The organism is Polaromonas sp. LjRoot131 (genome assembly GCF_964252805.1).
Classification (GTDB): Bacteria; Pseudomonadota; Gammaproteobacteria; order Burkholderiales; family Burkholderiaceae_C; genus Polaromonas.
The window spans coordinates 283,685-306,185 of record NZ_CAXUPF020000002.1 but is presented as its reverse complement, the minus strand read 5'-3'; the positions used below and the strand labels follow the sequence as shown (position 1 = coordinate 306,185).

General features: G+C 65.8%; 16 protein-coding genes, 1 pseudogene and 1 riboswitch. Of the genes and pseudogenes, 8 read left to right on the top strand and 9 right to left on the bottom strand.

The window, feature by feature from the left end; translation table 11 throughout:
- Position 1: 1 nt before the first annotated feature.
- Complete coding sequence (locus ACSQ27_RS11845; protein WP_436155704.1) at positions 2–994, top strand: Rieske 2Fe-2S domain-containing protein; 993 nt, start codon at positions 2–4, stop codon at positions 992–994.
- A gap of 219 nt (positions 995–1,213) precedes the next feature.
- On the opposite strand, the gene ACSQ27_RS11840 is transcribed toward ACSQ27_RS11845, so the two are convergent.
- From ACSQ27_RS11840 to ACSQ27_RS11815, 6 genes are all read right to left on the bottom strand, one after another.
- A complete protein-coding gene (locus ACSQ27_RS11840) occupies positions 1,214–2,533 on the bottom strand; it encodes an HdeD family acid-resistance protein (RefSeq protein ID WP_436155703.1) in 1,320 nt (439 codons plus the stop codon).
- A gap of 51 nt (positions 2,534–2,584) precedes the next feature.
- The gene (locus ACSQ27_RS11835) at positions 2,585–3,802 is read right to left on the bottom strand and encodes a M23 family metallopeptidase (protein ID WP_436155702.1); all 1,218 of its coding nucleotides are present in this window, start codon (positions 3,800–3,802) and stop codon (positions 2,585–2,587) included.
- 131 nt (positions 3,803–3,933) lie between these two features.
- Positions 3,934–4,746, bottom strand: coding sequence for a glycine zipper 2TM domain-containing protein (locus ACSQ27_RS11830; RefSeq protein WP_436155701.1), 813 nt, complete (start codon positions 4,744–4,746; stop codon positions 3,934–3,936).
- Positions 4,747–5,032: 286 nt separating this feature from the next.
- Positions 5,033–7,786, bottom strand: coding sequence for a methionine synthase (gene metH / locus ACSQ27_RS11825; RefSeq protein ID WP_436155700.1), 2,754 nt, complete (start codon positions 7,784–7,786; stop codon positions 5,033–5,035).
- Positions 7,787–8,069: 283 nt separating this feature from the next.
- A riboswitch (S-adenosyl-L-homocysteine riboswitch) is annotated at positions 8,070–8,164 on the bottom strand.
- A 71-nt stretch (positions 8,165–8,235) separates the two neighbouring features.
- Entirely contained in the window at positions 8,236–9,219 is a 984-nt protein-coding gene (locus ACSQ27_RS11820; RefSeq protein ID WP_436155699.1) for a Bug family tripartite tricarboxylate transporter substrate binding protein, read from the bottom strand.
- A 201-nt stretch (positions 9,220–9,420) separates the two neighbouring features.
- Positions 9,421–10,467 (bottom strand): homocysteine S-methyltransferase family protein, encoded by a 1,047-nt coding sequence (locus ACSQ27_RS11815; RefSeq protein ID WP_436155698.1) that lies wholly within the window; start codon positions 10,465–10,467, stop codon positions 9,421–9,423.
- A gap of 68 nt (positions 10,468–10,535) precedes the next feature.
- Between ACSQ27_RS11815 and ACSQ27_RS11810 the strand changes: the two genes are divergently transcribed.
- Positions 10,536–10,928, top strand: coding sequence for a rhodanese-like domain-containing protein (locus tag ACSQ27_RS11810; RefSeq protein ID WP_436155697.1), 393 nt, complete (start codon positions 10,536–10,538; stop codon positions 10,926–10,928).
- Between the two features lie 66 nt (positions 10,929–10,994).
- Complete coding sequence (recQ, locus tag ACSQ27_RS11805) at positions 10,995–12,878, top strand: DNA helicase RecQ (protein ID WP_436155696.1); 1,884 nt, start codon at positions 10,995–10,997, stop codon at positions 12,876–12,878.
- Between the two features lie 52 nt (positions 12,879–12,930).
- On the opposite strand, the gene ACSQ27_RS11800 is transcribed toward recQ, so the two are convergent.
- Both ACSQ27_RS11800 and ACSQ27_RS11795 read right to left on the bottom strand, forming a co-directional pair.
- Positions 12,931–13,932 (bottom strand): glycosyltransferase family 2 protein, encoded by a 1,002-nt coding sequence (locus ACSQ27_RS11800; RefSeq protein ID WP_436155695.1) that lies wholly within the window; start codon positions 13,930–13,932, stop codon positions 12,931–12,933.
- Between the two features lie 22 nt (positions 13,933–13,954).
- On the bottom strand, positions 13,955–14,470 hold the full coding sequence (locus ACSQ27_RS11795) for a serine O-acetyltransferase (protein ID WP_436155694.1): 516 nt from the start codon (positions 14,468–14,470) through the stop codon (positions 13,955–13,957).
- Positions 14,471–15,038: 568 nt separating this feature from the next.
- On the opposite strand from ACSQ27_RS11795, the gene ACSQ27_RS11790 reads away from it, so the two are divergent.
- The 5 genes and pseudogenes from ACSQ27_RS11790 to ACSQ27_RS11770 form a co-directional block, all read left to right on the top strand.
- Complete coding sequence (locus ACSQ27_RS11790) at positions 15,039–16,013, top strand: amino acid ABC transporter substrate-binding protein (RefSeq protein WP_436156230.1); 975 nt, start codon at positions 15,039–15,041, stop codon at positions 16,011–16,013.
- An 87-nt stretch (positions 16,014–16,100) separates the two neighbouring features.
- The gene (locus ACSQ27_RS11785; RefSeq protein WP_436155693.1) at positions 16,101–17,303 is read left to right on the top strand and encodes an amino acid ABC transporter permease; all 1,203 of its coding nucleotides are present in this window, start codon (positions 16,101–16,103) and stop codon (positions 17,301–17,303) included.
- A 3-nt stretch (positions 17,304–17,306) separates the two neighbouring features.
- A complete protein-coding gene (locus tag ACSQ27_RS11780; protein ID WP_436155692.1) occupies positions 17,307–18,410 on the top strand; it encodes an amino acid ABC transporter permease in 1,104 nt (367 codons plus the stop codon).
- A gap of 15 nt (positions 18,411–18,425) precedes the next feature.
- Positions 18,426–19,169: an amino acid ABC transporter ATP-binding protein gene (locus tag ACSQ27_RS11775; protein ID WP_436155691.1), complete on the top strand. Its 744-nt coding sequence runs from the start codon at positions 18,426–18,428 to the stop codon at positions 19,167–19,169.
- Between the two features lie 25 nt (positions 19,170–19,194).
- Positions 19,195–19,957, top strand: a pseudogene (locus ACSQ27_RS11770) (class II glutamine amidotransferase); the annotation flags it as partial.
- 85 nt (positions 19,958–20,042) lie between these two features.
- On the opposite strand, the gene ACSQ27_RS11765 reads toward ACSQ27_RS11770, so the two are convergent.
- Complete coding sequence (locus ACSQ27_RS11765) at positions 20,043–22,406, bottom strand: ATP-binding protein (protein ID WP_436155690.1); 2,364 nt, start codon at positions 22,404–22,406, stop codon at positions 20,043–20,045.
- Positions 22,407–22,501: the final 95 nt, after the last annotated feature.

The window sequence follows — 22,501 nt, the reverse complement described above, 5'->3', positions numbered from 1 at the left end:
TTTGCAACGCCGCTGGTTTGCAGCGGCACGCGTCCAGCAGCTCGGCGCCAAGCCGCTGGCCGTTACGGTGATGGATACGCCGCTGGTACTTGCCCGCCTGGGAACGGGCGAACTGCTGGCGCTGCAAGACCGCTGCCCGCACAGGCAGGTGCCGCTGTCAGCGGGGCAGGTGACGCCCGACGGCTTGCGCTGTCCGTACCACGGCTGGACTTTTTCGGCCGGTGGTCGCTGCTCGGTGATGCCAGGGCTGGCACCCGGCACAACGCCGCCCGATATTGCGGCTCGAGCCGTCAGCGTGTGCGAACTCGACGGCTTGGTATGGGTGCGTCTCGGGCCTGAAGGCGATGGTGCACCGCCCGAGATGATTTCTTCGCTACCCGCAGGTTCGCGCCGTTTCCTGTGGCAGACGTCATGGGGCGCGCATGTCGTGGATGCCATCGAGAACTTCCTTGACCCCCTGCACACACATCTGGTACATCCGGGACTGGTGCGCCGGAACAGTGTGCGCCACACGGTCGATGTCATGCTGAGCGATACGCCGGCAGGCTTTCGTGTGGACTATCACGGGCAACCGCAACAGTCAGGCCTGTTGTACCGGCTGTTTGAATCGCCACGTGAATCCGAATGCGCTTTATTTGAAGGCGCCGGTTCGGCGCAGCTGGTCTACCGTTATCGCACCGGCGCAGTGGTGCGCATTACGCTCCATTTCACGCCCGAATCGGCAACACGCACGCACGTGTTCACCACGCTGCACGTGGAGAACCGTTGGGCACCCGCATGGGCCGTGCGTTTGTTTGTCTGGCCCTTTCTGAAACGCGTGGCGCTGCAGGACCAGAAAATCCTGGAGATGCAATCCGCAAACCTCGCACGCTTTGGCGGCGGGCGCGGCGTTTCGACACCGATGGATTTGGTGCGGGAAAGGCTCGAAAACATCTGGCACACGGGCGAAACTGCAGCACCACGATCGGCGAGTCGGATCACGCTTTATCTTTAGTGTTCGACCCGTTTGCGTCCCAGATCATTTTGTTGGAGACCATCGAAACCGGCCCCAAACTCTTGCTGGTGCGGCTGCTGCAGATGCTGGTGGGCCTGGACCACGTGCGGCGCGCCCCCAGCGTCGGCTGCTGTTTGCTGACCTCGAAAGTCCGGATGCCGGCCCGCGGACTACCGATAGAGCCGGCGTTTCAGGCTGCAGGCAGGCTCTTCGCGACGCTCAGCCGACGCGCGGCTTGCGCGTCCTGCGCGTCTTCCACCAGCGAGAAAGATGCACTTTCAGGTCGTGGCGCGGGTGGGTGATGCGCCTGACGGCGCCCACGTAATCGAGCGCCAGCCCCGGTGTCCAGGCTATGGCCTCGGCACGCACGCGCGCGCTGCCGGCCATCCAGACGTCGGGGTGCAGCGCCAGCCGCAGCAGGGTGCGCCAGAAGGGCCTGTCGGCGAAGACGCCTTCCACGGCCGCGTCCACAGCCTGCGTCACCACGACGGAGCAATTGCGGCTGGTGAGGTTGTAGGTGTCGTCCTGCCGGTAGGCCTCCCAGAAGGCCTGCAGGTAGGCGCGGTTGTACGCGCGGAAATGCAGCTTGTGGGTGGAAGGCCGGGTCGCCGCGGCTTCTTCGGCATAGGCCGGCAGCCAGACGCCGGGATGGTCGTTGCCGGAGGTGGCGCGCAGGTGGCCGACCAGGTTGGCCTGCGTGATGGCCAGCCGGACCCGCGGGTGGTGGCTGATGTACAGGCCGTCTTCGCATTCCAGCGCGATGTGGCCGGTTGAGACACGGCCCTTCCTGGTCATGGAAGCGATGTAGCGCTCGATCAGCGGAAGGCGTATGCGGTCCTGGTCGCCGTCGACCGCCGTCCAGACATGCACGATCATGTGCCCGGCGGCGGCGTTCGCGGCCAGCGCCTCGGGCGTGGCCGGCGCCGCATCGGGCGACAGCACCCGGGTGCCGCTGTAAAGCTCGATGGCCGCCAGCCGGGAGCCGCGCGGCAGGCGCCTGAGCCGCCAGGCGCCGCGCATCAGGATGTAGCCGCCCACGCCCAGCGCCAGGCCGGTGCACAGGGACACGTTCATGCTGGAGGGCACCGGCCAGTCGGTGAACAGCAGCAGCGCCAGCAGCAGGTAAGCCCAGCCCATCAGGTTGGACTTGCGCCAGCTGGGGTAACGGATCAGCCAGCTGGAGGCGATGCGGATCAGCCCGTTGAAGGTGAAGGCGGCGCCGAACAGGATGCCGGCGGCGATCGCGTTGTCCCAGGGGAAGTCCAGCACCAGGCAGGCACACACCACCATGGCCGCGCCGCGCAGCAGCTCGAAACGGCGCCGCACCCGCGCGTGGGTTGCGCCCACCACCATCTCGACCAGCCCCTGGACCAGCAGCACCGCGCCCAGCACCCAGGTGGCGACGTCGGCCACGCCGTCCACCAGGTCGGCCAGCAGCACGGCGCCGGTGAGGGCTGTCAGCACGCCGGCCGCCATGAAAATTTTCCAGCGCCTGCCCAGCGCGTCGCCGCCAAAAAGAATCAACGCAAGTCTGAACATGTTTCTGCTGTTTTGCCGCCGCGAGGCGGCCGGCGGGGGCCTGGCCTGGTTTCAGTTCAATGACGGGAAATCCACCACATAGGCATCCAGGGGCAAGGACGCGCGCTGCGGGCCCTGCAAGGGCAACGGCTTCACCAGCACCTTGCCCTGCTCCGTCACGTCGGCGGCGACGCCCTTGACGACAAAGGAATCAATCACATAAGGCAGGCCCTGGGACGACAAGGGGCCCATGCCGTCCGACACGTGGAAGTGCAGGTGCGGCGCGGTGGTGTTGCCCGAGTTGCCCAACAGCGCGAGCACCTGGCCGCGCTTGACGCGGTCGCCGGTGCGCACCTTGAGCGAGCCTGGCTGCAGGTGCGCATAAAACGCGTAGTAGCCGCGCCCCAGGTCCAGGACCACGTGGTTGCCGGTGACGTTCTGCATGGTGGTGTCGGAGGGCAAGGCATTGGGCACGCGCTCGGGCAGGCCGTCGAGCACGGACACCACCCTGGCGTCGGCCACGGCAATGGCTTTTTGCCCGTAGGTCGGCCAGTTCTGGTTCTGGTTGCTGTCGCCGTTGCTTTGCTGCGAATTCGCGTCCAGCTTGATCCAGTCGATGGCGAAGCGCTGGCTCACATACAGCACGCCGTTCACCGGGATGCCGGCGCGGCGGTGCGGCACCTCCTTGCAGCAGCCGTTGAAAGCCACCCAGCCGGTGCCCTCCAGCGGCGGGCCTATCAGCGGCGCCGGCCGGGTGCTGACGGCCACGTTGCCGCCGGTCTGCGTGGTCTGGACCACGCCTTCACTGGCAGGTTTGACGGCGGCCGTGAGTTTGACTTCCGCGCCGGCCGTCACCACGCGGTGCGACAGGGTTTTGGGCAGGGCCTGGCCGGGCTCAAGCACCACGTCTATCCAGAAGAAGCCGGCCTGCGCCGCGTCCAGGCTGTCGGCGGCGGCGCCACCCAGCACGGAAAACGTGCGGGCGACCTCGGCGCCGGATACGCTGGCCAGCACCTTGCCGGAGGCGGCGTCCAGCACCTCCAGCGACACCAGCTTGGCGGGCACGGCACGCGCGTTGATCACCTGCAGCTCGTAGTCGAGGTGCACGCGCCCGTCGGCGCCGCGAAACGGGACGGGGCGCGAGGCGGCGCTCAGCAGCACGGGGGTGTTCTGGTCGTGCGCGCCCGCGAATTCCAGTTTGTCCAGGCCGGCTTTGGGGCCGGCCGCAAGGGCTTGAAAAATGCCGGCAAACATGAGCGGGGCCAGCAGGAGCATGAAAAAGCGCCGCATGCGATCCTCCTTGTAATGAGCCGGGCCATCATAGCGCCAAGCCCCCCGGGCGGCTGACGTAAAAAAGCCCCGCAACACGGGGTTGCGGGGCGCTTGGGGCCTTGCCGGCCGGAACGGCTTCTGAGGACCGGTCAGCGGCTGTAATAGGGAGGCGGCTCTGCGGCGGGCTGTGCGGCCACAGGCGCAGGCGCCGGCTTGGGGCCGTAGGTGGCGCCGTCGCCGGTGCGCAGCACATTGCCTTCCACCGTCACGCGGCTGCCCACGCTGGGGGCGCGCGCCACTTCGACCATACGCTGCGAGCCATCTTCCATGCGCACGCCGACCTGGTAGACGGTTTCCTTGCGCATATGGCCTTCAATTGCGTTGCCGGCAAAACCGCCGCCCACCGCGCCCAGGATGGTGGCCGCAGTGCGGCCGCCGCCATGGCCGACCTGGTTGCCGAGCACGGCACCCAGCACGCCGCCGGCCACGGTGCCTATGCCGACACCGGGCGCTTTGGTGGAGCGCTCAATCGGCGTGACCGACTCGACAGCGCCGCACACATGGCAGACCTGCGCGACGGCGACCGGTGCGGGATAGGGGCCTGGCGCCGGTGATACGCCGGCGTAGCTGGGCGCGGGCGCCGGTTTGGGTGTGGGCTTGGCCACCTTCTTGGCGGGCACGGGTGCGGGTTTGGCGGGCGCCGCGGCCGGTTTCTCGGCCAGGTCGTCGGCTGCGCTGGCGCTGCTGCTGGCCGCGGCCAGGGGCGCGGCCACTTGCGGCGCCGCCTGCGGGGTGGCCAGCGCCACCGGCGGCGTGGCGCCCACCGGGTTGCGCATCTGGTAAATCATGGTGCCGCCCATGGCCAGGACGGCGACGCCCAGGATGCCGACGGCGGCCCACAGGGGCTTGCTGGCCGACGAGGCCTGCTGGCCGGGCTGGAGAGTTTCGGTGGATGTGTTCATGGCAATTCCCTCAGGTGAAATCAAATCGCTTGCTCGGCGTTGGCTGAATCAACAGGTGTTCAACGTTTCCCATGCCGCGAAGGTAAACACGCTTTGGCAAGCAGCCGTGTATTTATGTAAACGCAGCTTATTCTCCGGCAAAGCCGCCGTAAACACGAATGACCACGGTACCTCTAGAGCCGCTCACAAAACCCAGCGAAGCGGTCCTGGCTAGGCGCGTCGCCGCAGACAGTGCTACAGCACGGCAAGGTGACGCAACAACGCCAGGAGGGTTTTGTGAGTGGCTCTAAAGATTGGGTGCGAGCAGGCGCTGCAGCTCGGCCGCCTTCAGCCCTCGCCGCTGGGCCAGGTCCTGCAGCTGGTCGTCGCCTATCTTGCCGACGTTGAAGTATGTGCTTTGCGGGTGGCTCAGGTAAAAACCGCTGACGCTGGCCGCCGGTGTCATGGCCAGGCTTTCGGTCAGGGCCATGCCGATCTCGTCGGCCTTGAGCAACTCGAACATTTCTTTCTTGACACTGTGGTCGGGGCAGGCCGGGTAGCCGGGCGCGGGGCGTATGCCCTGGTATTTTTCGGCAATCAATGCTTCGCCGTCCAGCGACTCGGCCGGCGCATAGCCCCACAGGTCCTTGCGCACGCGCAGGTGCAGGCTTTCGGCAAAGGCCTCGGCCAGGCGGTCGGCCAGGGCCTTGAGCATGATGGACGAATAGTCGTCGTGGTCGTCGAGGAAGTACTTTTCCTTCTTCTCGGCGCCTATGCCGGCGGTCACGGCGAAGACGCCGATGTAGTCGGCAACGCCCTTGGGCGCGACGAAGTCGGCCAGGCAGCGGCTGGGCCGCATCACGCCCTCAATCGCGGTTTTTTCGGTCTGCTGGCGCAGGCCGTACCAGGTCATGGCGACTTCGCTGCGCGTCTCGTCGGTGTAGATCTCGATGTCGTCGCCCACGCTGTTGGCCGGGTACAGCGCCATCACGCCGTTGGCGGTCAGCCAGCGGCCTTCGATCAGGCGCTTGAGCATGCGCTGCGCGTCGGCATACACGCGCACGGCTTCCGTACCCACCACTTCGTCTTTCAGGATGGCCGGAAACGGACCGGCCAGGTCCCAGGTCTGGAAGAAGGGGCCCCAGTCGATGTACTGCGCGAGCTCGGCCAGGTCGAAGTTCTTGAACACGCGCCGGCCGGTGAACTTGGGCACGGGCGGCGTGTAGCCGGCCCAGTCCATGGGCGTGGCATTGGCGCGCGCCTTGGCCAGCGGCCACATCGGCACCTGCTTTTTGTTGGCGTGCTGGGTGCGCACCTTGTCGTAGTCGGTATACAGATCTTCGATGTACTTGGCGGCCTGGTCGGACAGCAGGCTTTGCGCCACGCTGACGCTGCGGGATGCGTCGGGCACATACACCACTGGGCCTTCGTAGTGCGGCGAAATCTTGACGGCCGTGTGCACCCGGCTGGTGGTGGCGCCGCCTATCAGCAGCGGGATTTTTTTGATGCGGAAATGCTCGTCCTTCTGCATTTCGGCGGCCACGTACTGCATCTCTTCCAGGCTGGGCGTGATCAGGCCCGACAGCCCGACGATGTCGGCGCCTTCGACCTTGGCGCGCGCCAGGATCTCGTGGCAGGGCACCATCACGCCCATGTTGACGACCTCGAAGTTGTTGCATTGCAGGACCACGGTCACGATGTTCTTGCCGATGTCGTGCACGTCGCCCTTGACCGTGGCGATGATGATCTTGCCCTTGGTCTTGACGTCGCCGCCCGCCGCTTCGAGCAGCAGCTTCTCAGCCTCGATGTAGGGCAGCAGGTGCGCCACGGCCTGCTTCATCACGCGGGCGCTTTTGACCACCTGGGGCAGGAACATCTTGCCCTGGCCGAACAGGTCGCCGACGACGTTCATGCCGTCCATCAGCGGGCCCTCGATGACGTGCAGCGGCCGGCCGCCTTCGGCGAGGATCTCCCGGTACACCTCTTCGGTGTCGGTCACGATGTGCTCGTTCATGCCGTGGACCAGCGCGTGCGACAGGCGCTGGCGCACCGGCAGGGCGCGCCATTCGTTTTTCTTGCTGTCGTCCTTGGCGCCGCTTTTCGCGGTTTCGGCGACTTCGATCAGGCGCTCGCTGGGCGTGAGTTCGGGCTCGCCCGGCTTGTAGACGGGCGTGCGATTGAGCACCACGTCCTCGACGCGCTCACGCAGCACCGGGTCCAGGTCGTCATACACGCCGACCATGCCGGCGTTGACGATGCCCATGTCCATGCCGGCCTGGATCGCGTGGTAGAGGAACACGGTGTGGATGGCTTCGCGCACCGGGTCGTTGCCGCGGAAGCTGAAGGACACGTTGGACACGCCGCCCGAGACCTTGGCGCCCGGCAGGTTCTGCTTGATCCAGCGCGTGGCGTTGATGAAGTCGACCGCGTAGTTGTTGTGCTCCTCGATGCCGGTGGCAATCGCGAAGATGTTGGGGTCGAAGATGATGTCCTCGGGCGGGAAGCCGAGCTCGTCGACCAGCACGCGGTAAGCGCGCTCGCAGATCTCGACCTTGCGCTCATAGGTGTCGGCCTGGCCTTTTTCGTCGAAAGCCATGACCACGGCCGCCGCACCGTAGCGCTTGAGCAGCTTGGCCTGCTGCTTGAAGGGCTCCAGGCCCTCCTTCATCGAGATCGAGTTGACGATACCCTTGCCCTGGATGCAGCGCAGGCCGGCTTCGATGACGCTCCACTTGGAGCTGTCGATCATGATGGGCACACGGGCAATGTCGGGTTCGCTGGCGATCAGGTTCAGGAAACGCACCATGGCGGCCTGGCTGTCCAGCATGGCCTCGTCCATGTTGATGTCGATGATCTGTGCGCCGTTTTCCACCTGCTGGCGGGCGACCGCCAGGGCCTGCTCGTATTCGCCGTTCAGGATCATGCGGGCGAAGGCCTTGGAGCCGGTGACGTTGGTGCGCTCGCCGATGTTGACGAACAGGGTGCCCGCGCCGATGTTGACCGGCTCCAGGCCGGACAGCTTCATGGGGGGGACAAAGACGGAATTTTCGGTTTCAGACACGGACTCACCTTGGGTAAGAACCTGTTCACGGTCTAAACGGGGCCGCGCAAGCACCTTCTCGGGATGGGATGCAAGGCGCGGTGCGACGCCCATAGTTCACCTATGGGCTAGCGCCGCAACGCCGCAGACCGCCCGAAAAGGTACTTGCCCTCCGGGTTGGGGTGAAATCGGGCGATTGAGCCACCCGAGCCCTTGCATGGGCATTAGCCCATGCGGCGTTCCCGGTCGGCCCACTCATCCCGATTGCACCCCAACGCGGTCCCGTTTAGACCGTGAACAGGTTCCAGGGTGAGCGTCGTTGCCGCAGGCCGCGCCGGGAGGCCGCCTGTAACCCAAGCCTGACGGACGCTGGGGTCCGCTGCAACGCTCCTTGGATTGCCGGTATTTTACCGGTTGAACGCCCGATTGCGCCATTCCCAGGTACGAAGACCCGGGAATGGGATGTCCGCTTAATCCAGCTTGATCTTTGCGACTTTGATGAGGCGGCCGTAATCGGCGTGCTCTTTCATGACCATGTAGGCGAAATCCGCCGAGGTCATGGGGCTGGGCGTGGCGCTCATGCGGGCGAACTTTTCGGCCGTGTCGGGCGTGTTGAGCGCGGCGGCGAAGGCTTTTTGCAGCTGGTCGGTCGTGGCTTTGGGCAGGTTGGCCGGGCCGAAGATGCCGAACCAGGTGCTGATGTGGAAGCCGGGCAGCACGTCGTTGATGGTGGGGATCTCGGTGAAGCTGCTGGAGCGGTTGATGGTGGTCACGCCGAAGGCCACCAGCTTGCCCGACTTGATGTTGGCGCTGGCCGAGGCCAGGTTGTCGAACATCAGGTCGGTCTGGCCGGACAGCAGGCCGGCCTGCGCCTGGGCCGAGCCGCTGGAAGGCAGGTGCACCACGCTGATCTTGGCCAGGCTTTTGAACAGCTCGCCCGCGAGGTGGCCGGCGCTGCCGTTGCCACCGGAGGCGTAGTTCAGCCGGCCGGGATTCTTGCGCGCATAGGCGATCAGGTCCTTGGTGTCCTTGATGTTCAGGCGTTTCGCCGTCTCGGCGTTCATGACCAGCACATTGGGCACACGGGCCACCAGCGTGATGGGCGTGAAATCCTTGAGCGCGTCATAAGGCATGTTGGGATACAGCCAGGGATTGATGGCGTGGGTGGCCACCGCCCCCATCACCAGGGTATGGCCGTCGGCCGGCGCCTTGGCGACCAGGGCGGCGCCCACGTTGCCGCCGGAACCGGGCCGGTTGTCGACCGTCACTTCGGTCTTGAGCAGGGGGCGCAGTTTCTCGGCCAGGATGCGCGCGGCATTGTCCAGCGGGCCGCCGGCCGGGTACGGGACGATGATGGTGACCGGTTTTTGCGGGGCCAGCTGCGCATGGGCGCCCAGGGCGGCCGTGGCCACGGCGAATGCCGCGGCGATCTTGATGAATGAACGCACGTTCATGATTTCCTTAGTTGTGATGTTGTGTTGTGTCCGGCCAAGGGCAAGCTGCAGGGCGCAGCGCCGGATGGTGAAAACCAGGCCTGACAAACGGGCCTGACTATAGCCGCTAAATGTGACCCACCGGGGCAGGTCCCGCCTGGATACTTTGTAACCGCCGCGGCTTGAAGAAGGAGGCGACGCGGCCGGAAAGGCCCCTCAGCCTCAGGCGGCTTCCTTGTAGAAGCCGCCGCGCTGCAGCGAGCGCGCGGCCACGGGGGCCACGGCGTGCGCAATCGCGCCGATGTGGTCCGGCGTGGTGCCGCAGCAGCCGCCCACGATGTTGACCAGGCCCTCGTCGGCGAACTCGCGCAGCAGGCGCGAGGTGACGTCGGGGGTCTCGTCGAAGCCGGTGTCGCTCATGGGATTGGGCAGGCCGGCATTCGGGTAGCAGCTGATGAAGGTGTCGCCGGCGACGCGGGCCAGCTCCTGGATGTAGGGGCGCATCAGGGTGGCGCCCAGCGCGCAGTTGAGGCCCACGGCCAGCGGCGCGGCATGGCGCACGCTGTGCCAGAAAGCCGTCACGGTCTGCCCGCTCAGGATGCGGCCCGAGGCGTCGGTCACGGTGCCGCTGATGATCAGGGGCAGGCGCTCGCCGGAGTTGTCGAAGTACTCGTCGATGGCGAACAGCGCCGCCTTGGCGTTGAGCGTGTCGAAGATGGTCTCGACCAGCAGCACGTCGCTGCCGCCCTTGACCAGGGCCTCGGTCTGTTCGTAATAGGCCTTGCGCAGCTCCTCGAAGCTGGTGTTGCGCGCGCCGGGGTCGTTCACGTCGGGGCTGATGCTGGCCGTCTTGGGCGTGGGGCCCAGGGCGCCGACCACAAAGCGCGGCTTGTCGGGCGTGGAGAACTTGTCGCAGGCGGCGCGCGCAATGCGGGCCGACTCGTAATTCATCTCGACGGCCAGTTCGGCCATGTCGTAGTCGGCCTGCGCCACCGTGGTCGCGCCGAAGGTGTTGGTCTCAATCATGTCCGCGCCCGCGGCCAGGTAGCCTTCATGGATGTCCTGGATCACGTCGGGGCGCGTGAGGCTCAGCAATTCGTTGTTGCCCTTGACGTCCTTGTGGAAGTCCTTGAAGCGCTCGCCGCGGTACTGGGCCTCGTTGAGCTTGAAGCGCTGGATCATGGTGCCCATGGCCCCGTCGAGGATGGCGATGCGTTGTTCCAGGATGGCCGGCAGTTGTTGGCCGCGGGTGTAGGGGATTGGCTTCATGGCGCCATTTTAAGAGGGGCTCCGTTTTGCGGCGGACTTTCCTCGACAATAGGGGTATTGGCTCCATCATGAAAAATTTTCAACCCAAAGAAGCCTGGTCCTGGCTGCAGGCGCATCCCGATGCGCTGTTTGTGGACGTGCGCATGGAAATCGAGTCCCTGTATGTCGGCCGCCCGCCGGGCGTGGTCAACGTGCCGTGGTACGAATACCCCGACCTGCAGCCCGATGCGCAGAAGTTCGCCGAGGCCGTGGCGCGCGAAGCGGCCGGCAAGGCGCAGCCGGTGCTGCTGATCTGCCGCTCCGGCAAGCGCACACTGGACGCGGGCAAGGCGCTGGAGGCGGCCGGCTTCACCGATGTGCAGCATGTGGTGCACGGCTTCGAGGGCGAGCTCGACGAGCAGTTCCAGCGTTCCACGCTCTCGGGCTGGCGTTTTGACGGCCTGCCCTGGGAGCAGATGTAGCCGCCGCTTCGCTGGCGTCCGCGCAGCAGGCTTCACCGCACCACTTTCCCTTTTCCCCTTCCAACCTTGTCCTCACTCCCCGTCTCCCCCCTTCCCACCCCCTTGCACGTGCTGGCCGAGGTGTTCGGCTACGACAGCTTCCGGGGCCCGCAGGAGGCCATCGTGGACCACGTGGTGCGCGGCGGCGACGCGCTGGTGCTGATGCCCACGGGCGGCGGCAAGTCGCTGTGCTACCAGATCCCGGCCATCGTGCGGCAACAGGCCGGCCACGGCGTGACGGTGGTGATCTCGCCACTGATCGCGCTGATGCACGACCAGGTCGGCGCATTGCACGAAGCCGGTGTGTCGGCGGCCTTCCTCAATTCCACGCAAAGTTTTGACGAAAGCAGCCAGCTCGAGAAGCAGCTGCTGCGCAACGAACTCACGCTGCTCTATGCCGCGCCCGAGCGCATCAACACGCCGCGCATGAAGGGCCTGCTGGCCTCGCTGCACGAGCGCGGGCTGCTGAGCCTGTTCGCGATCGACGAGGCGCACTGCGTGAGCCAGTGGGGCCACGATTTCCGTCCCGAGTACCGCTCGCTGAGCCTGCTGCACGAAACCTTCCCCGACGTGCCGCGCATGGCGCTGACGGCCACGGCCGACGCGCTGACGCGCCAGGACATGATAGAGCGCCTCAAGCTGGAGGACGCGCGCCAGTTCGTCAGCAGCTTCGACCGGCCCAACATCCGCTACACCATCGTCGAGAAGACCGACCCGACGCGCCAGCTGCTGCGTTTCATCGAGACCGAGCACGAGGGCGAAGCCGGCATCGTCTACTGCCAGTCACGCAAGCGCGTCGAAGAAATCGCCGGCATGCTGCAGGATGCCGGCCTGAAGGCGCTGGCCTACCACGCAGGCCTCGACTCAAGCCTGCGCCAGCAGCGGCAGGACCGTTTCCTGCGCGAGGACGGCATCGTCATGGTGGCCACCATCGCCTTCGGCATGGGCATCGACAAGCCTGACGTGCGCTTCGTCGCCCACCTGGACATGCCCAAGAACATCGAGGGCTACTACCAGGAAACCGGCCGCGCCGGCCGCGACGGCCAGAGCGCCGACGCCTGGATGGTCTACGGCCTGCAGGACGTGGTGAACCAGCGCCGCATGATTGACACCAGTGAGGCCGCCAGCGAGGAGTTCAAGCAGGTGATGCGCGGCAAGCTCGACGCGCTGCTGACCTTGGCCGAGGACACGCGCTGCCGCCGCGTCAGCCTGCTGGGTTACTTCGGCGAGGACAGCCAGCCCTGCGGCAACTGCGACAACTGCCTGAACCCCCCGGCGGTGTGGGACGCCACCGAGGCGGCGCGCAAGATGCTCAGCTGCATCTACCGTGTACAGCAGGCCAGCGGCATCAGCTTCGGCGCCGGCCACATCATGGACATCCTGCGCGGCAAGGCCACCGAAAAAGTGGCCCAGCACGGGCACGACAAGCTCAGCACCTTCGGCATAGGCGCGGACCTGTCCGAGGCGCAGTGGCGCGGCGTGCTGCGCCAGCTGATCGCGCGCAACATGGTGCGTGTGGACGCCGAGGCTTTCAGCACCCTGCAGCTGATGCCGGACGCGCGCCAGGTGCTCAAGGGCGAGGTCAGCGTGGTGCTGCGCGAGCAGGCGGCGGGCGCCAAGGCCGGCGGCCGCGGCAAGCGCGTGACCAAGACCTCGGTCAAGGGCCTGGCCGAAGCCGCGCTCAATGCCGGCGCGCTCGAGCGCCTGGCGCGCCTGAAGGCCTGGCGCGCCGAAGTCGCGCGCGAGCACAACCTGCCGGCCTTCGTGATCTTCCACGACGCCACGCTGCGCGCCATCGCCGAACGGGCGCCGCAAAGCCTGGACGACCTGGACGGCATCAGCGGCATAGGCGTGAAAAAGCGCGAAGCCTACGGCGCCGAAGTGCTGCGCGTCTGCGCGGCAACGGCTTAGGCCTTCGCAAGCCAGCGGCCGAATCCCGCGCGCTACCGTAGGCCTTGGCCGCTTAAACCGCGCCAGGCGTATTCCGGATCTCGACGCTGTCTATGGCCGCGCGCGCAGGGCGCTGCGGCGTCAACAGCCCGCGAACCAGGCCGGCAGCGTTAAAACACCACGACACGACCGAAAACACGGCTTTTGTGGCGCTGCGTTTTCGCCATGCCATCAGCAGGATGGGTAGCGCCGCAATGCAGGAGAAGGCCGCGATGCGCGCTGCCCACGGCAGGGGGGCCACCAGAACGGCGAGCAACACGGCCCACCATCCCAGCACGGCGGCATACAGCCGCAACTCGCGCACCCGCGTCAGCACCAGCCCCAGGTGCGACTCGCCCCAGGCCGCGCGCAGCACTTCGCCCAGGCCGCAGATGTAGCGGCTGCGCCAGCGGCGCACCAGCAACTGGTAGGGAGGCGCATCGTGGCCATGGTGCCGCACGGAATCGGTGCCCAGGCGCCACAACTTCCAGCCCCGGGCATGCAGGCGCATGGCCAGGTCAAACTCCTCATAGCTGTGCAGGTTGCGGTCTGAAAAATACCCGGCTTGCTGCACTGCGGCCCTGCGGTACAGGCCGCCCATGTCCAGCCGGTCCACCATGCCCGCCCGCATGTGGCCCAAACCCCGCTCCACGCGCGCCACATATTCCAGGCTGCTGGTATTCATTTCAACGACTTGCCCTCCCACGCCGGCCACGTCGGGGTGTGCCTGCATGAAGGCCAGCGCCTCCGGCAAAAAACCGGGCAGCATTTCCATATCGCCGTCCAGGATGTAAACAAATTCGCCCACCGAATGCTGGTAACCCAGCTGGGGGCCGACGCCGCAGCAGCGTTCATCGGCGCGTGCCAGTTGCACGATACGGATGGGATAGGCAGACGCCAGTGCCACGGTGCGGTCGCTGGAGCAGGAATCGGCGAGCACCACCTCGCCACCGACCATCCGGACGGCGGTCAGCGCGCTCTCCACTGCGGCGACGATGCGCTTTTCTTCGTTCAGCGCCTTGATGACGATGCTCACCCGGCATGGGGCACCTGCGGCTTCAGAGGGCTGCATCATGTTTACCTCGCAAAATAATGCGGGCCGGCACACCCACGGCAAGGGCGCCGGCGGGAACGTCCGTGAGCACCACCGCATTGGCGCCAATGTCAACGTCGTCCCCAATCCGTATGGCCCCAAGGATCTTCGCGCCGGCGCCGATGTTCACGCGGTTGCCGATGTGCGGCGCTTCCAGCGGCCTGTCCATGCGCTGGTTGCCGATGGTGACGCCCTGGCGGATGATGCAGTCGTCCCCGATGACGGCCTTGCCGTGCACCACAATCGCGCCGGAATGTTCTATGACGAGGCGCCTCCCGATCTGGGCCGAGACCCCGATCGTGACGCCGCAAAACATTTCAGCCAGCTTGGCCAGTACCAGATGCAGGGCGCCAAGCGGGTAACGCACCAGCCTGGACTGAAACCGGTAGCGCAGATGCCCCAGCCTGTAGACCTGCAGCGCCCAGAAGCCCAGGGACAGAACGCCTTCCTGCGCTGCACGCAAGTCCTCAAGAAAAGCCATCGCATTGACCTTCCATAACGCACATTGAGACGTGACAAGCACTCGCGCGGTCGCAGGCGCCAACGGGAGCTGTTCGGAGTTCCGGGAAGAAGTCCGCGGCAAGTGCCCCGGAACCCGACAAAGCCAGGGCGATAAATTCCAGCTCTCGCATCGGAAAAACGCAAGATTCGTACCAATGGACTTGCCAGAGACTGAGCTGGCAGCGGCTGTATCACCAGCGCAGGCGGGCGGGCCGTCAAGAGGACCGTTGTGCCCGGTTTTGGGGCGGCCGGGCCAGCGCAAGGCGGCGGCCGGGGCGGGGGAAATCTTCCGCTTTGTGTCCCTGCGCCATGCCTGGCGTGCATATCAACCCCTCGTTAAGCTCATGACGCATTTTTCGCAAGGGTTTATCCCGAGCGAATAGGCCTTTGCACCCGCATGGCGCACGCGGTGCTTGGGTTAGCATTTCGGCGCTGGCACGCATCGTGCTGGACTACAAAAGTTTCACTGACTGGAGAATCCCGTGATCAAAATCGCCAAAAAACATGGACTTGCCACGCTGGCTGCCGCCGGCCTCACCCTTGCCGCGATGGCGCCCGCCCACGCCGGCAAGACACTGGATGCCATCAAGGCGCGCGGCCAGGTCATCTGCGGCGTGAACGTCGGCCTGGCGGGCTTTTCCGCCGCCGACAGCAACGGCGCCTGGACCGGCCTTGACGTGGACGTCTGCAAGGCGGTCGCCGCCAGCGTGCTGGGCGACGCCAGCAAGGTCAAATGGGTTCCCCTGAACGCCCAGCAGCGCTTCACCGCGCTGCAGTCCGGCGAAGTCGACGTGCTCTCGCGCAACACCACCTTCTCGCTGACCCGCGACGCATCACTGGGCCTGCACATGACCGCCGTGACCTATTACGACGGCCAGGGTTTCATGGTTCCCGTGAAGAGCAAGATCAAAAGCGCCAAGTCGCTGAAGAACGCCACGGTCTGCGTGCAGTCCGGCACCACGACCGAGAAAAACCTGACCGACTTCTCCAAGGCCAACAACCTGAACATGAAGCCCGTGGTGTTTGAAAAGCAGGAAGCCGTCAACGCCGCCTACTTCTCGGGCCGCTGCCAGGCTTACACGACCGACGCCTCGGGCCTGGCCTCGGTGCGCAACAAGGAAGCCAAGGTTCCCGCCGACCACCTGATCCTGCCCGAGCTGATCTCCAAGGAGCCGCTGGGCCCCATGGTGCGCCGCGGTGACGACGAGTGGTTCGCCATCGTCAAGTGGGTGGTGTACGGCCTGGTCGAAGCCGAAGAGTACGGCGTGACCCAGGCCAATGTCGACGCCATGACCAAGGAAAGCAAGGACCCCGTGGTCATGCGCCTGACCGGCAGCGGCGAGGACACCGGCAAGCTGCTGGGCCTGGACAAGGAATGGCTGGTGCGCGCCGTCAAGGCCGTCGGCAACTACGGCGAGATCTTCGAGCGCAATGTCGGCCCCAAGACGCCGCTGGCGCTGCCGCGCGGCCAGAACAACCAGTGGAACAAGGGCGGCCAGATGTACGCCATGCCGGTGCGCTGACCTGATCACCTGATTCCGATGCGCTAACGCAACGGGCCGCTCACAACCACACGTTGTCGAGCGGCCCGCTTTTTTGGGTACCCCGTTATGTCCGAGCACTCCCTGATTCCCCCGCGCCCGGCTCCGGCCACGCGGCGCAAGGTTTTTTCCTGGCGCAGCAAGCAGGCGCGCGCCATCGTCTACCAGGTGCTGGCCGTCAGCCTGATCGTCTTCCTGATCTGGCTGCTGGTGAGCAACACCATGGCCAACATGAAGACCCGCGGCATCCAGAGCGGCTTCGACTTCCTGACGCAGCCGGCCGGCTTCGACATCGGTGAAGGCTGGCTCCCCTACGACTCCATAGACCCCTACTGGAAAGCCTTCCTGGTCGGGCTGGTCAACACGCTGCGCGTGGCGGTGGTCGGCATCGTGCTGACCTCCATCCTGGGCACCCTGCTGGGCGTGGGCCGCTTCTCGCGCAACGCCCTGGTGCGCGCGCTGTGCTACGGCTATGTGGAAACCTTCCGCAATATCCCGGTGCTGCTGCAGCTGCTGATGTGGTACCTGCTGTTCACCGAATACCTGCCGGCCATCGACCAGGCCCTGCACATCGGCCAATGGGTTTACGTCAGCAAGAACGGCATCTCCTACCCTTCGCCGGTATGGAAGCTGGGCCAGACGCTGGCGCTTGTGGGCGCACTGGTGGGCGTAGCGGCCAGCGTGTTCTATGCACGCAGCGCGCGCAAGCAGTTCGACCTGACCGGCAAACCGCGGCCGGTGTTCTGGGTGTCGCTGGCGCTGGTCGTAGGCGGTGCGGTACTTGGCTGGCTCGCGGGCGGTGCGCCCAACGAATGGAACATGCCGCTGCTGACCGAGTCGCAGGTCGAAGGCGGTGGGGCGCTGTCGCCGGAGTACCTCGCGGTGCTGCTGGGCCTGGTGCTCTACACCTCCGCCTTTGTGGCCGAAGTGGTGCGCGCCGGCATCGCCTCGGTATCGCTGGGCCAGCACGAGGCCAGCGCCTCGCTGGGCCTGTCGCGCGGCCACTCGATGCGGCTGGTGGTGCTGCCGCAGGCGCTGCGGGTCATCATCCCGCCGCTGACCAACCAGTACCTCAACCTCACGAAGAACTCCTCGCTGGCCGTCGCCGTGGGTTACCCCGACCTGGTCTCCATCGCCAACACTTCGCTGAACCAGACCGGCCGGGCCGTGGAGTGCATCGCCATCATCATGCTGATCTACCTGAGCACCTCGCTGGCGACGTCCGGCCTGATGAACTGGTTCAACAGCCGTGCCGCCATCAAGGAGCGTTGAGCGATGAGCAAAACCTTTGTCCCCATCGCAGCCCGCCCCGCCCCCATCAAGATGGAGGGCGTCGGCCCCTGGCTGCGCAACAACCTGTTCTCCAGCATCGGCAATACGGTGATTTCCCTTGCCGTGCTCGCGCTGCTGGCGTGGGCCGCCACGGGCATCGCGCAGTGGGGCATCTTCCATGCCGTCACCGCGGCCGACCCGGACGCCTGCCAGGCCGCGCGCGGCGTGGGCGCCTGCTGGGGCGTGATCCGCGAAAAAGGCCGCATCATCCTGCTGGGCCGCTACCCGCAGCCCGAACACTGGCGCGCCGAACTCGCGACGCTGCTGCTGCTGGGCCTGGTGGTGGCCAGCTGCATACGCTGGTTCTGGAAGCCCTGGCTGGCGCTGCTGTGGGTCGTGGTGCTGGCGGCCTTCTTCACGCTGATGAGCGGCGGCGTCCTGGGCCTGGCCAAGGTGACGACCGACCAGTGGGGCGGCCTGCCGCTGACGGTGATGCTCACGGTGATTTCGATGACCATCGCCTTCCCGATCGCCGTGGTGGTGGCCCTGGGGCGCCGCGCCAACATGCCGGCGATACGCACCTTATGCGTCATCTACGTCGAGCTGATACGCGGCGTGCCGCTGATCTCGGTGTTGTTCATGGCCAGCTTCATGTTCCCGCTGTTCATGCCCATTGGCCAGTCGCCCGACGTGCTGGTGCGCGTCATCGTCGGTATCACGCTGTTCGCGGCGGCCTACATGGCCGAGATCGTGCGCGGCGGCCTGCAGTCGCTCTCCAAGGGCCAGACCGAGGCGGCCGCCAGCCTGGGGCTGGGCTACTGGCAGACGCAGGGCAAGATCGTGTTGCCGCAGGCCCTGGGCACGGTGGTGCCCAGCATCATGAACAACTTCATCTCGCTCTTCAAGGACACCTCGCTGGTGACCATCGTGTCGCTGTACGAACTCACGGGCGCGCTGTCGTTGGCCGTGGGCTCGGACCCGAACTGGCGCCCTTTCAAGATCGAAGCCTATATTTTCATCGCCGCGATTTATTTCACCTGCTGCTTCGCCATGTCGCGCTACAGCCTGTGGATTGAACGCCGGCTCGCCGTGGGCAAAGCCCGTTGAACAGGAAATAGCAAAATGAGTGAACCCACCATCCACTTCGACAAGGTCAACAAATGGTACGGCAACAACTTCCACGTGTTGCGCGACATCGACCTTCAAGTCAAGCCGGGCGAGCGCCTGGTGATCTGCGGGCCCTCGGGCTCGGGCAAGTCCACCATGATCCGCTGCATCAACGCGCTGGAGGACTACCAGGAAGGCAAGCTCACCGTCGCGGGCTCCCTGCTGGGCGACGACGTCAAGGCGATTGACGCGGTGCGCCGCCAGGTCGGCATGGTGTTCCAGCAGTTCAACCTGTTCCCGCACCTGACGGTGCTGGAAAACCTCACGCTGTCGCCGACCTGGGTGGCGGGCCTGTCGAAAAAGGACGCGATCGAGCGCGCCATGGCGCAGCTCGAGCGCGTACGCATCGCCGAACAGGCGCAGAAGTACCCGCTGCAGCTCTCGGGCGGCCAGCAGCAGCGCGTGGCGATTGCCCGGGCGCTGTGCCTGACGCCCAAGATCATGCTGTTCGACGAGCCCACCTCGGCGCTGGACCCGGAAATGATCAAGGAAGTGCTGGACGTGATGATGGAGCTGGCCAACCAGGGCATGACCATGCTGTGCGTGACGCACGAGATGGGCTTTGCCAAGGCAGTGGCCGACCGCGTGATCTTCATGGACCAGGGCCAGATCGTCGAAGAGAACACGCCCACCGAGTTCTTCAACCATCCGCAAACCGACCGGGCACAGGATTTCCTGTCCAAGATTCTGGGGCATTAGATCCGGGGGCATTAGACTAGCGTCCATGTGCCAGTTATTGGGAATGAATTCAGCCAAGCCGGCGGACCTTCGGTTTTCGCTGACCGGCTTCGCCGCGCGCGGCGGCCTGACCGACCACCATGCGGACGGTTTCGGCATCGGTTTTTTTGAAGACAAGGCCTGCCGCCTTTTTGTCGACGCCCAGCCGGCGGCGACCTCGCCGGTCGCCGAAATGCTCAAGCACTACGCGATCAAGTCGCGCAACGTGGTCTCGCACATCCGCAAGGCCACGCAGGGCGACCCGATGCGGCTGGAGAACTGCCATCCCTTCACCCGTGAACTGTGGGGCCGGCACTGGCTGTTCGCCCACAACGGCGACCTGATCGACTACCAGCCGGACTCCGCCGGCAACTACCAGCCCGTGGGCACCACCGACAGCGAGCGGGCCTTCTGCGCGCTGATGGAAGAACTCAAGCGCATCAGCCCGCGCGAGCCCTGCTCGGCCGACATCGTGTTCGACACGCTGTGCGCCATGAGCGAGCGCACCGCCGAATTCGGGGTTTTTAACTACCTGCTGTCCAACGGCCAGTCGCTGTATGCGCATTGCTCGACGCGGCTGTGGTACCTGGTGCGCGAATGGCCGTTTTCCAACGCCAGCCTGGTGGATGCCGACCTCAGCATGGACTTTGCCCAGACCAACAACCCGGAAGACCGCCTCTGCGTGGTCGCCACCCAGCCGCTCACGCGCAACGAAAACTGGCAGCAGATGCAGCCCGGGCAGTTGCTGTGGATGGAGGACGGCCGCATCGTGCGGCAGGCGCAGCTGGAAGTCAGCGAGGCCATTCGAAAGAAACACGAGGCCAGCCTGGCCTGCGTTTAAGCCTCGGGAAGGGGCTACTGCAGGAACCCCATGTTGCGGCCTTCGCGCACCTCGGGCTTGATGCGGTGCTCGGCCTCCAGTTGCGCGAGGAACTCCTCGGCCGAGAACTCGGCGGCGAGGATATCAACTTGGCGCTTGACCGCCGCGAAATCGCCAGGACACAGCTGGGTGAGCTTGCCCAGGCGCTCGCGCAGGGCGCCGCCCAGCAGGGCCGCGTCGCCGGCCAAGGCCTCGACCACAAACATGGCCTCACGCTGCTCGCGGGTCAGCGGCATGAATTTGATCTTGAAGGTGAAGCGGCGCAGGGCCGCCTGGTCCAGGCTGTCGAACAGGTTGGTGGTGCAGATGAAGATGCCGTTGTGGCGTTCCATGCCCTGCAGCATTTCGTTGACCTCGGTCACCTCGTAGGTGCGCTGGGCGCCGCGCCTGTCCTGCAGAAAGCTGTCGGCTTCGTCGAGCAGCAGCACGGCTTTTTCGGACTCGGCCTCGCGGAACATGGCGGCCATGTTCTGTTCGGTCTCGCCGACGTACTTGCTCATGAGGTCGCTGGCCTGCTTGATGATCAGGGGCAGGTCCAGCGCCTTGGCGATGTGCTCCGCCAGCGCGGTCTTGCCGGTGCCGGGCGGGCCGTAAAAGCACAGGCTGCCGTGGCCGCGGCTCTTGAGCGCCTCGACGATGCGCGGCACTTCAAAGCGCGACTCGACGTTGAGCATGGACAGGTCGTAGGTGGTGACGCTGCGCCGGCCTGCGGTTTCGGATTTGTTGCCGAGCGCGACGTCGGCATTCTTGAGCTGCCGCTCGATCAGCGACTCCATCAGTAGCGGCCGGCCGCCGGCCAGGATGGCCTGCATGGCTTCGCCGTCGACCTGCGCGTCGATTTTTTCCTCGGGCGCGCTGGCCAGCCGGGCAAAGCGCACCGCCGTGCGTATCTGTGCGGGCGTGAGGCCCTTGCGCGCCGTGAGTTTGGCCACGAAGGCGTCGCTGACCTGCACGCCTTCCAGCGTCTTGCGCACCACACCTTCGCGCGCGCCGGGCGGCGGCGAGCGCAGTTCGAGGTGGTAAGCGAAACGACGGCGGAAGGCCGGGTCGATTTGTTCGATGCGGTTGGTGACCCACAGCGTGGGCACGGTGTTGGATTCGAGGATCTGGTTGACCCAGGCCTTGCCGCTGACCGAGCCGCTGGCCGGCACCGGCAGCTGTTCGGAGCGCGCCATCAGCTGCGCGGCTTCGTTGGAGATGGGCGGGAACACGTCCTCCACTTCGTCGAACAGCAGGGCCGAGTGCGTGCTGCCTTTGAGGAAAACCTGCGCGATCTGCAAGGAGCGGTAGCGGTCGCGCCCGCTCAGCGAGTTGCCGTCGCGGTCGGCGTATTCGACTTCGAACAGGTCCAGCCCCGCGGCCTGCGTGACGACCTTGGCCAGCTCGGTCTTGCCGGTGCCGGGCGGGCCGTAGAGCAGCACGTTGACACCCTGCTCCTTGGCGGCCACGGCATTGCGCAACAGGGACACCAGCACCTGCGCGTCTTCCTGCACAAAAGCGAAATCGGCCAGGCCCAGGCTGCTGTGCGCGGCAGGCCGCGTGAAGACGGCCATCAGTTCGTTCTGGTCGCGGTATTCGCGCATCAAGACGGGCGGCAGTTTTTCGCTGACCTTCATGAGGTCGGCGAGGTCGGTGATGTTGTGCTCGGAGATCAGGTTCTCGACCATGCCTATGCGTTCGAGGCGCGAGCCGGCGCGCAGCGCCTCGGCGACTTCGGGCGCCTTGACGCCGGCCACGTCGGCGATGGCGGCATAGGCTTCCGGGGCGTTGTTGACCTTGAACTCCACCAGCAGGGAGCGCAGGTCGCGCTGGTAGCGCGCCAGCGTGCCGTAAAGCAGCAGCGCGCGCTCGGCGCGGTTCAGTTGCAGCAGGTTGGCCAGCGCATCGATGTTTTTTTCGACCAGGGTCGATTGTTTCTTGAGCGCGTGCGTGAGCCACTCGCCGGTGGCGGCCAGCACCGAGAGCAAATCCTTGGGCTGGTCTTTCGCATGTTCGTCGAGGTAGAAAAACAGCGTGCCCTCTTCGTAGGGGCCGCGCCAGGCGCCGTGGCGCGCCATGAATTCGGCGTCGGTCAGGCTTTCATGGCCGCGCCAGAATTCGTTGTCCTTGCAGCGGCGGACCAGGAACTCGCGCAGGCGCTGCAGCGCGGGCAAGGGCCAGACCAGGTGCCGGCCGGAGAGGGAGAGCAGGCTGTTGAGGTCGCGCCTGACGTTGAACTTGGCGCCCTGGCGGGCGGCCAGCGTCAGCACGAAATGCGAGCACATCAGGTCCAGCACCGGGGCCTCCTTGAGCCCGGGGGACAGCAGCCATTGCTGCTCGCTAACGGAACGCTTGCTCATGGACAAACCTCCCTGTTGCAACTACACCGCTGGTTGACATTGCCTGTGCACCTTGCCTCATTGCGTGACCTATCACATCCGCCATGAACGCCTGG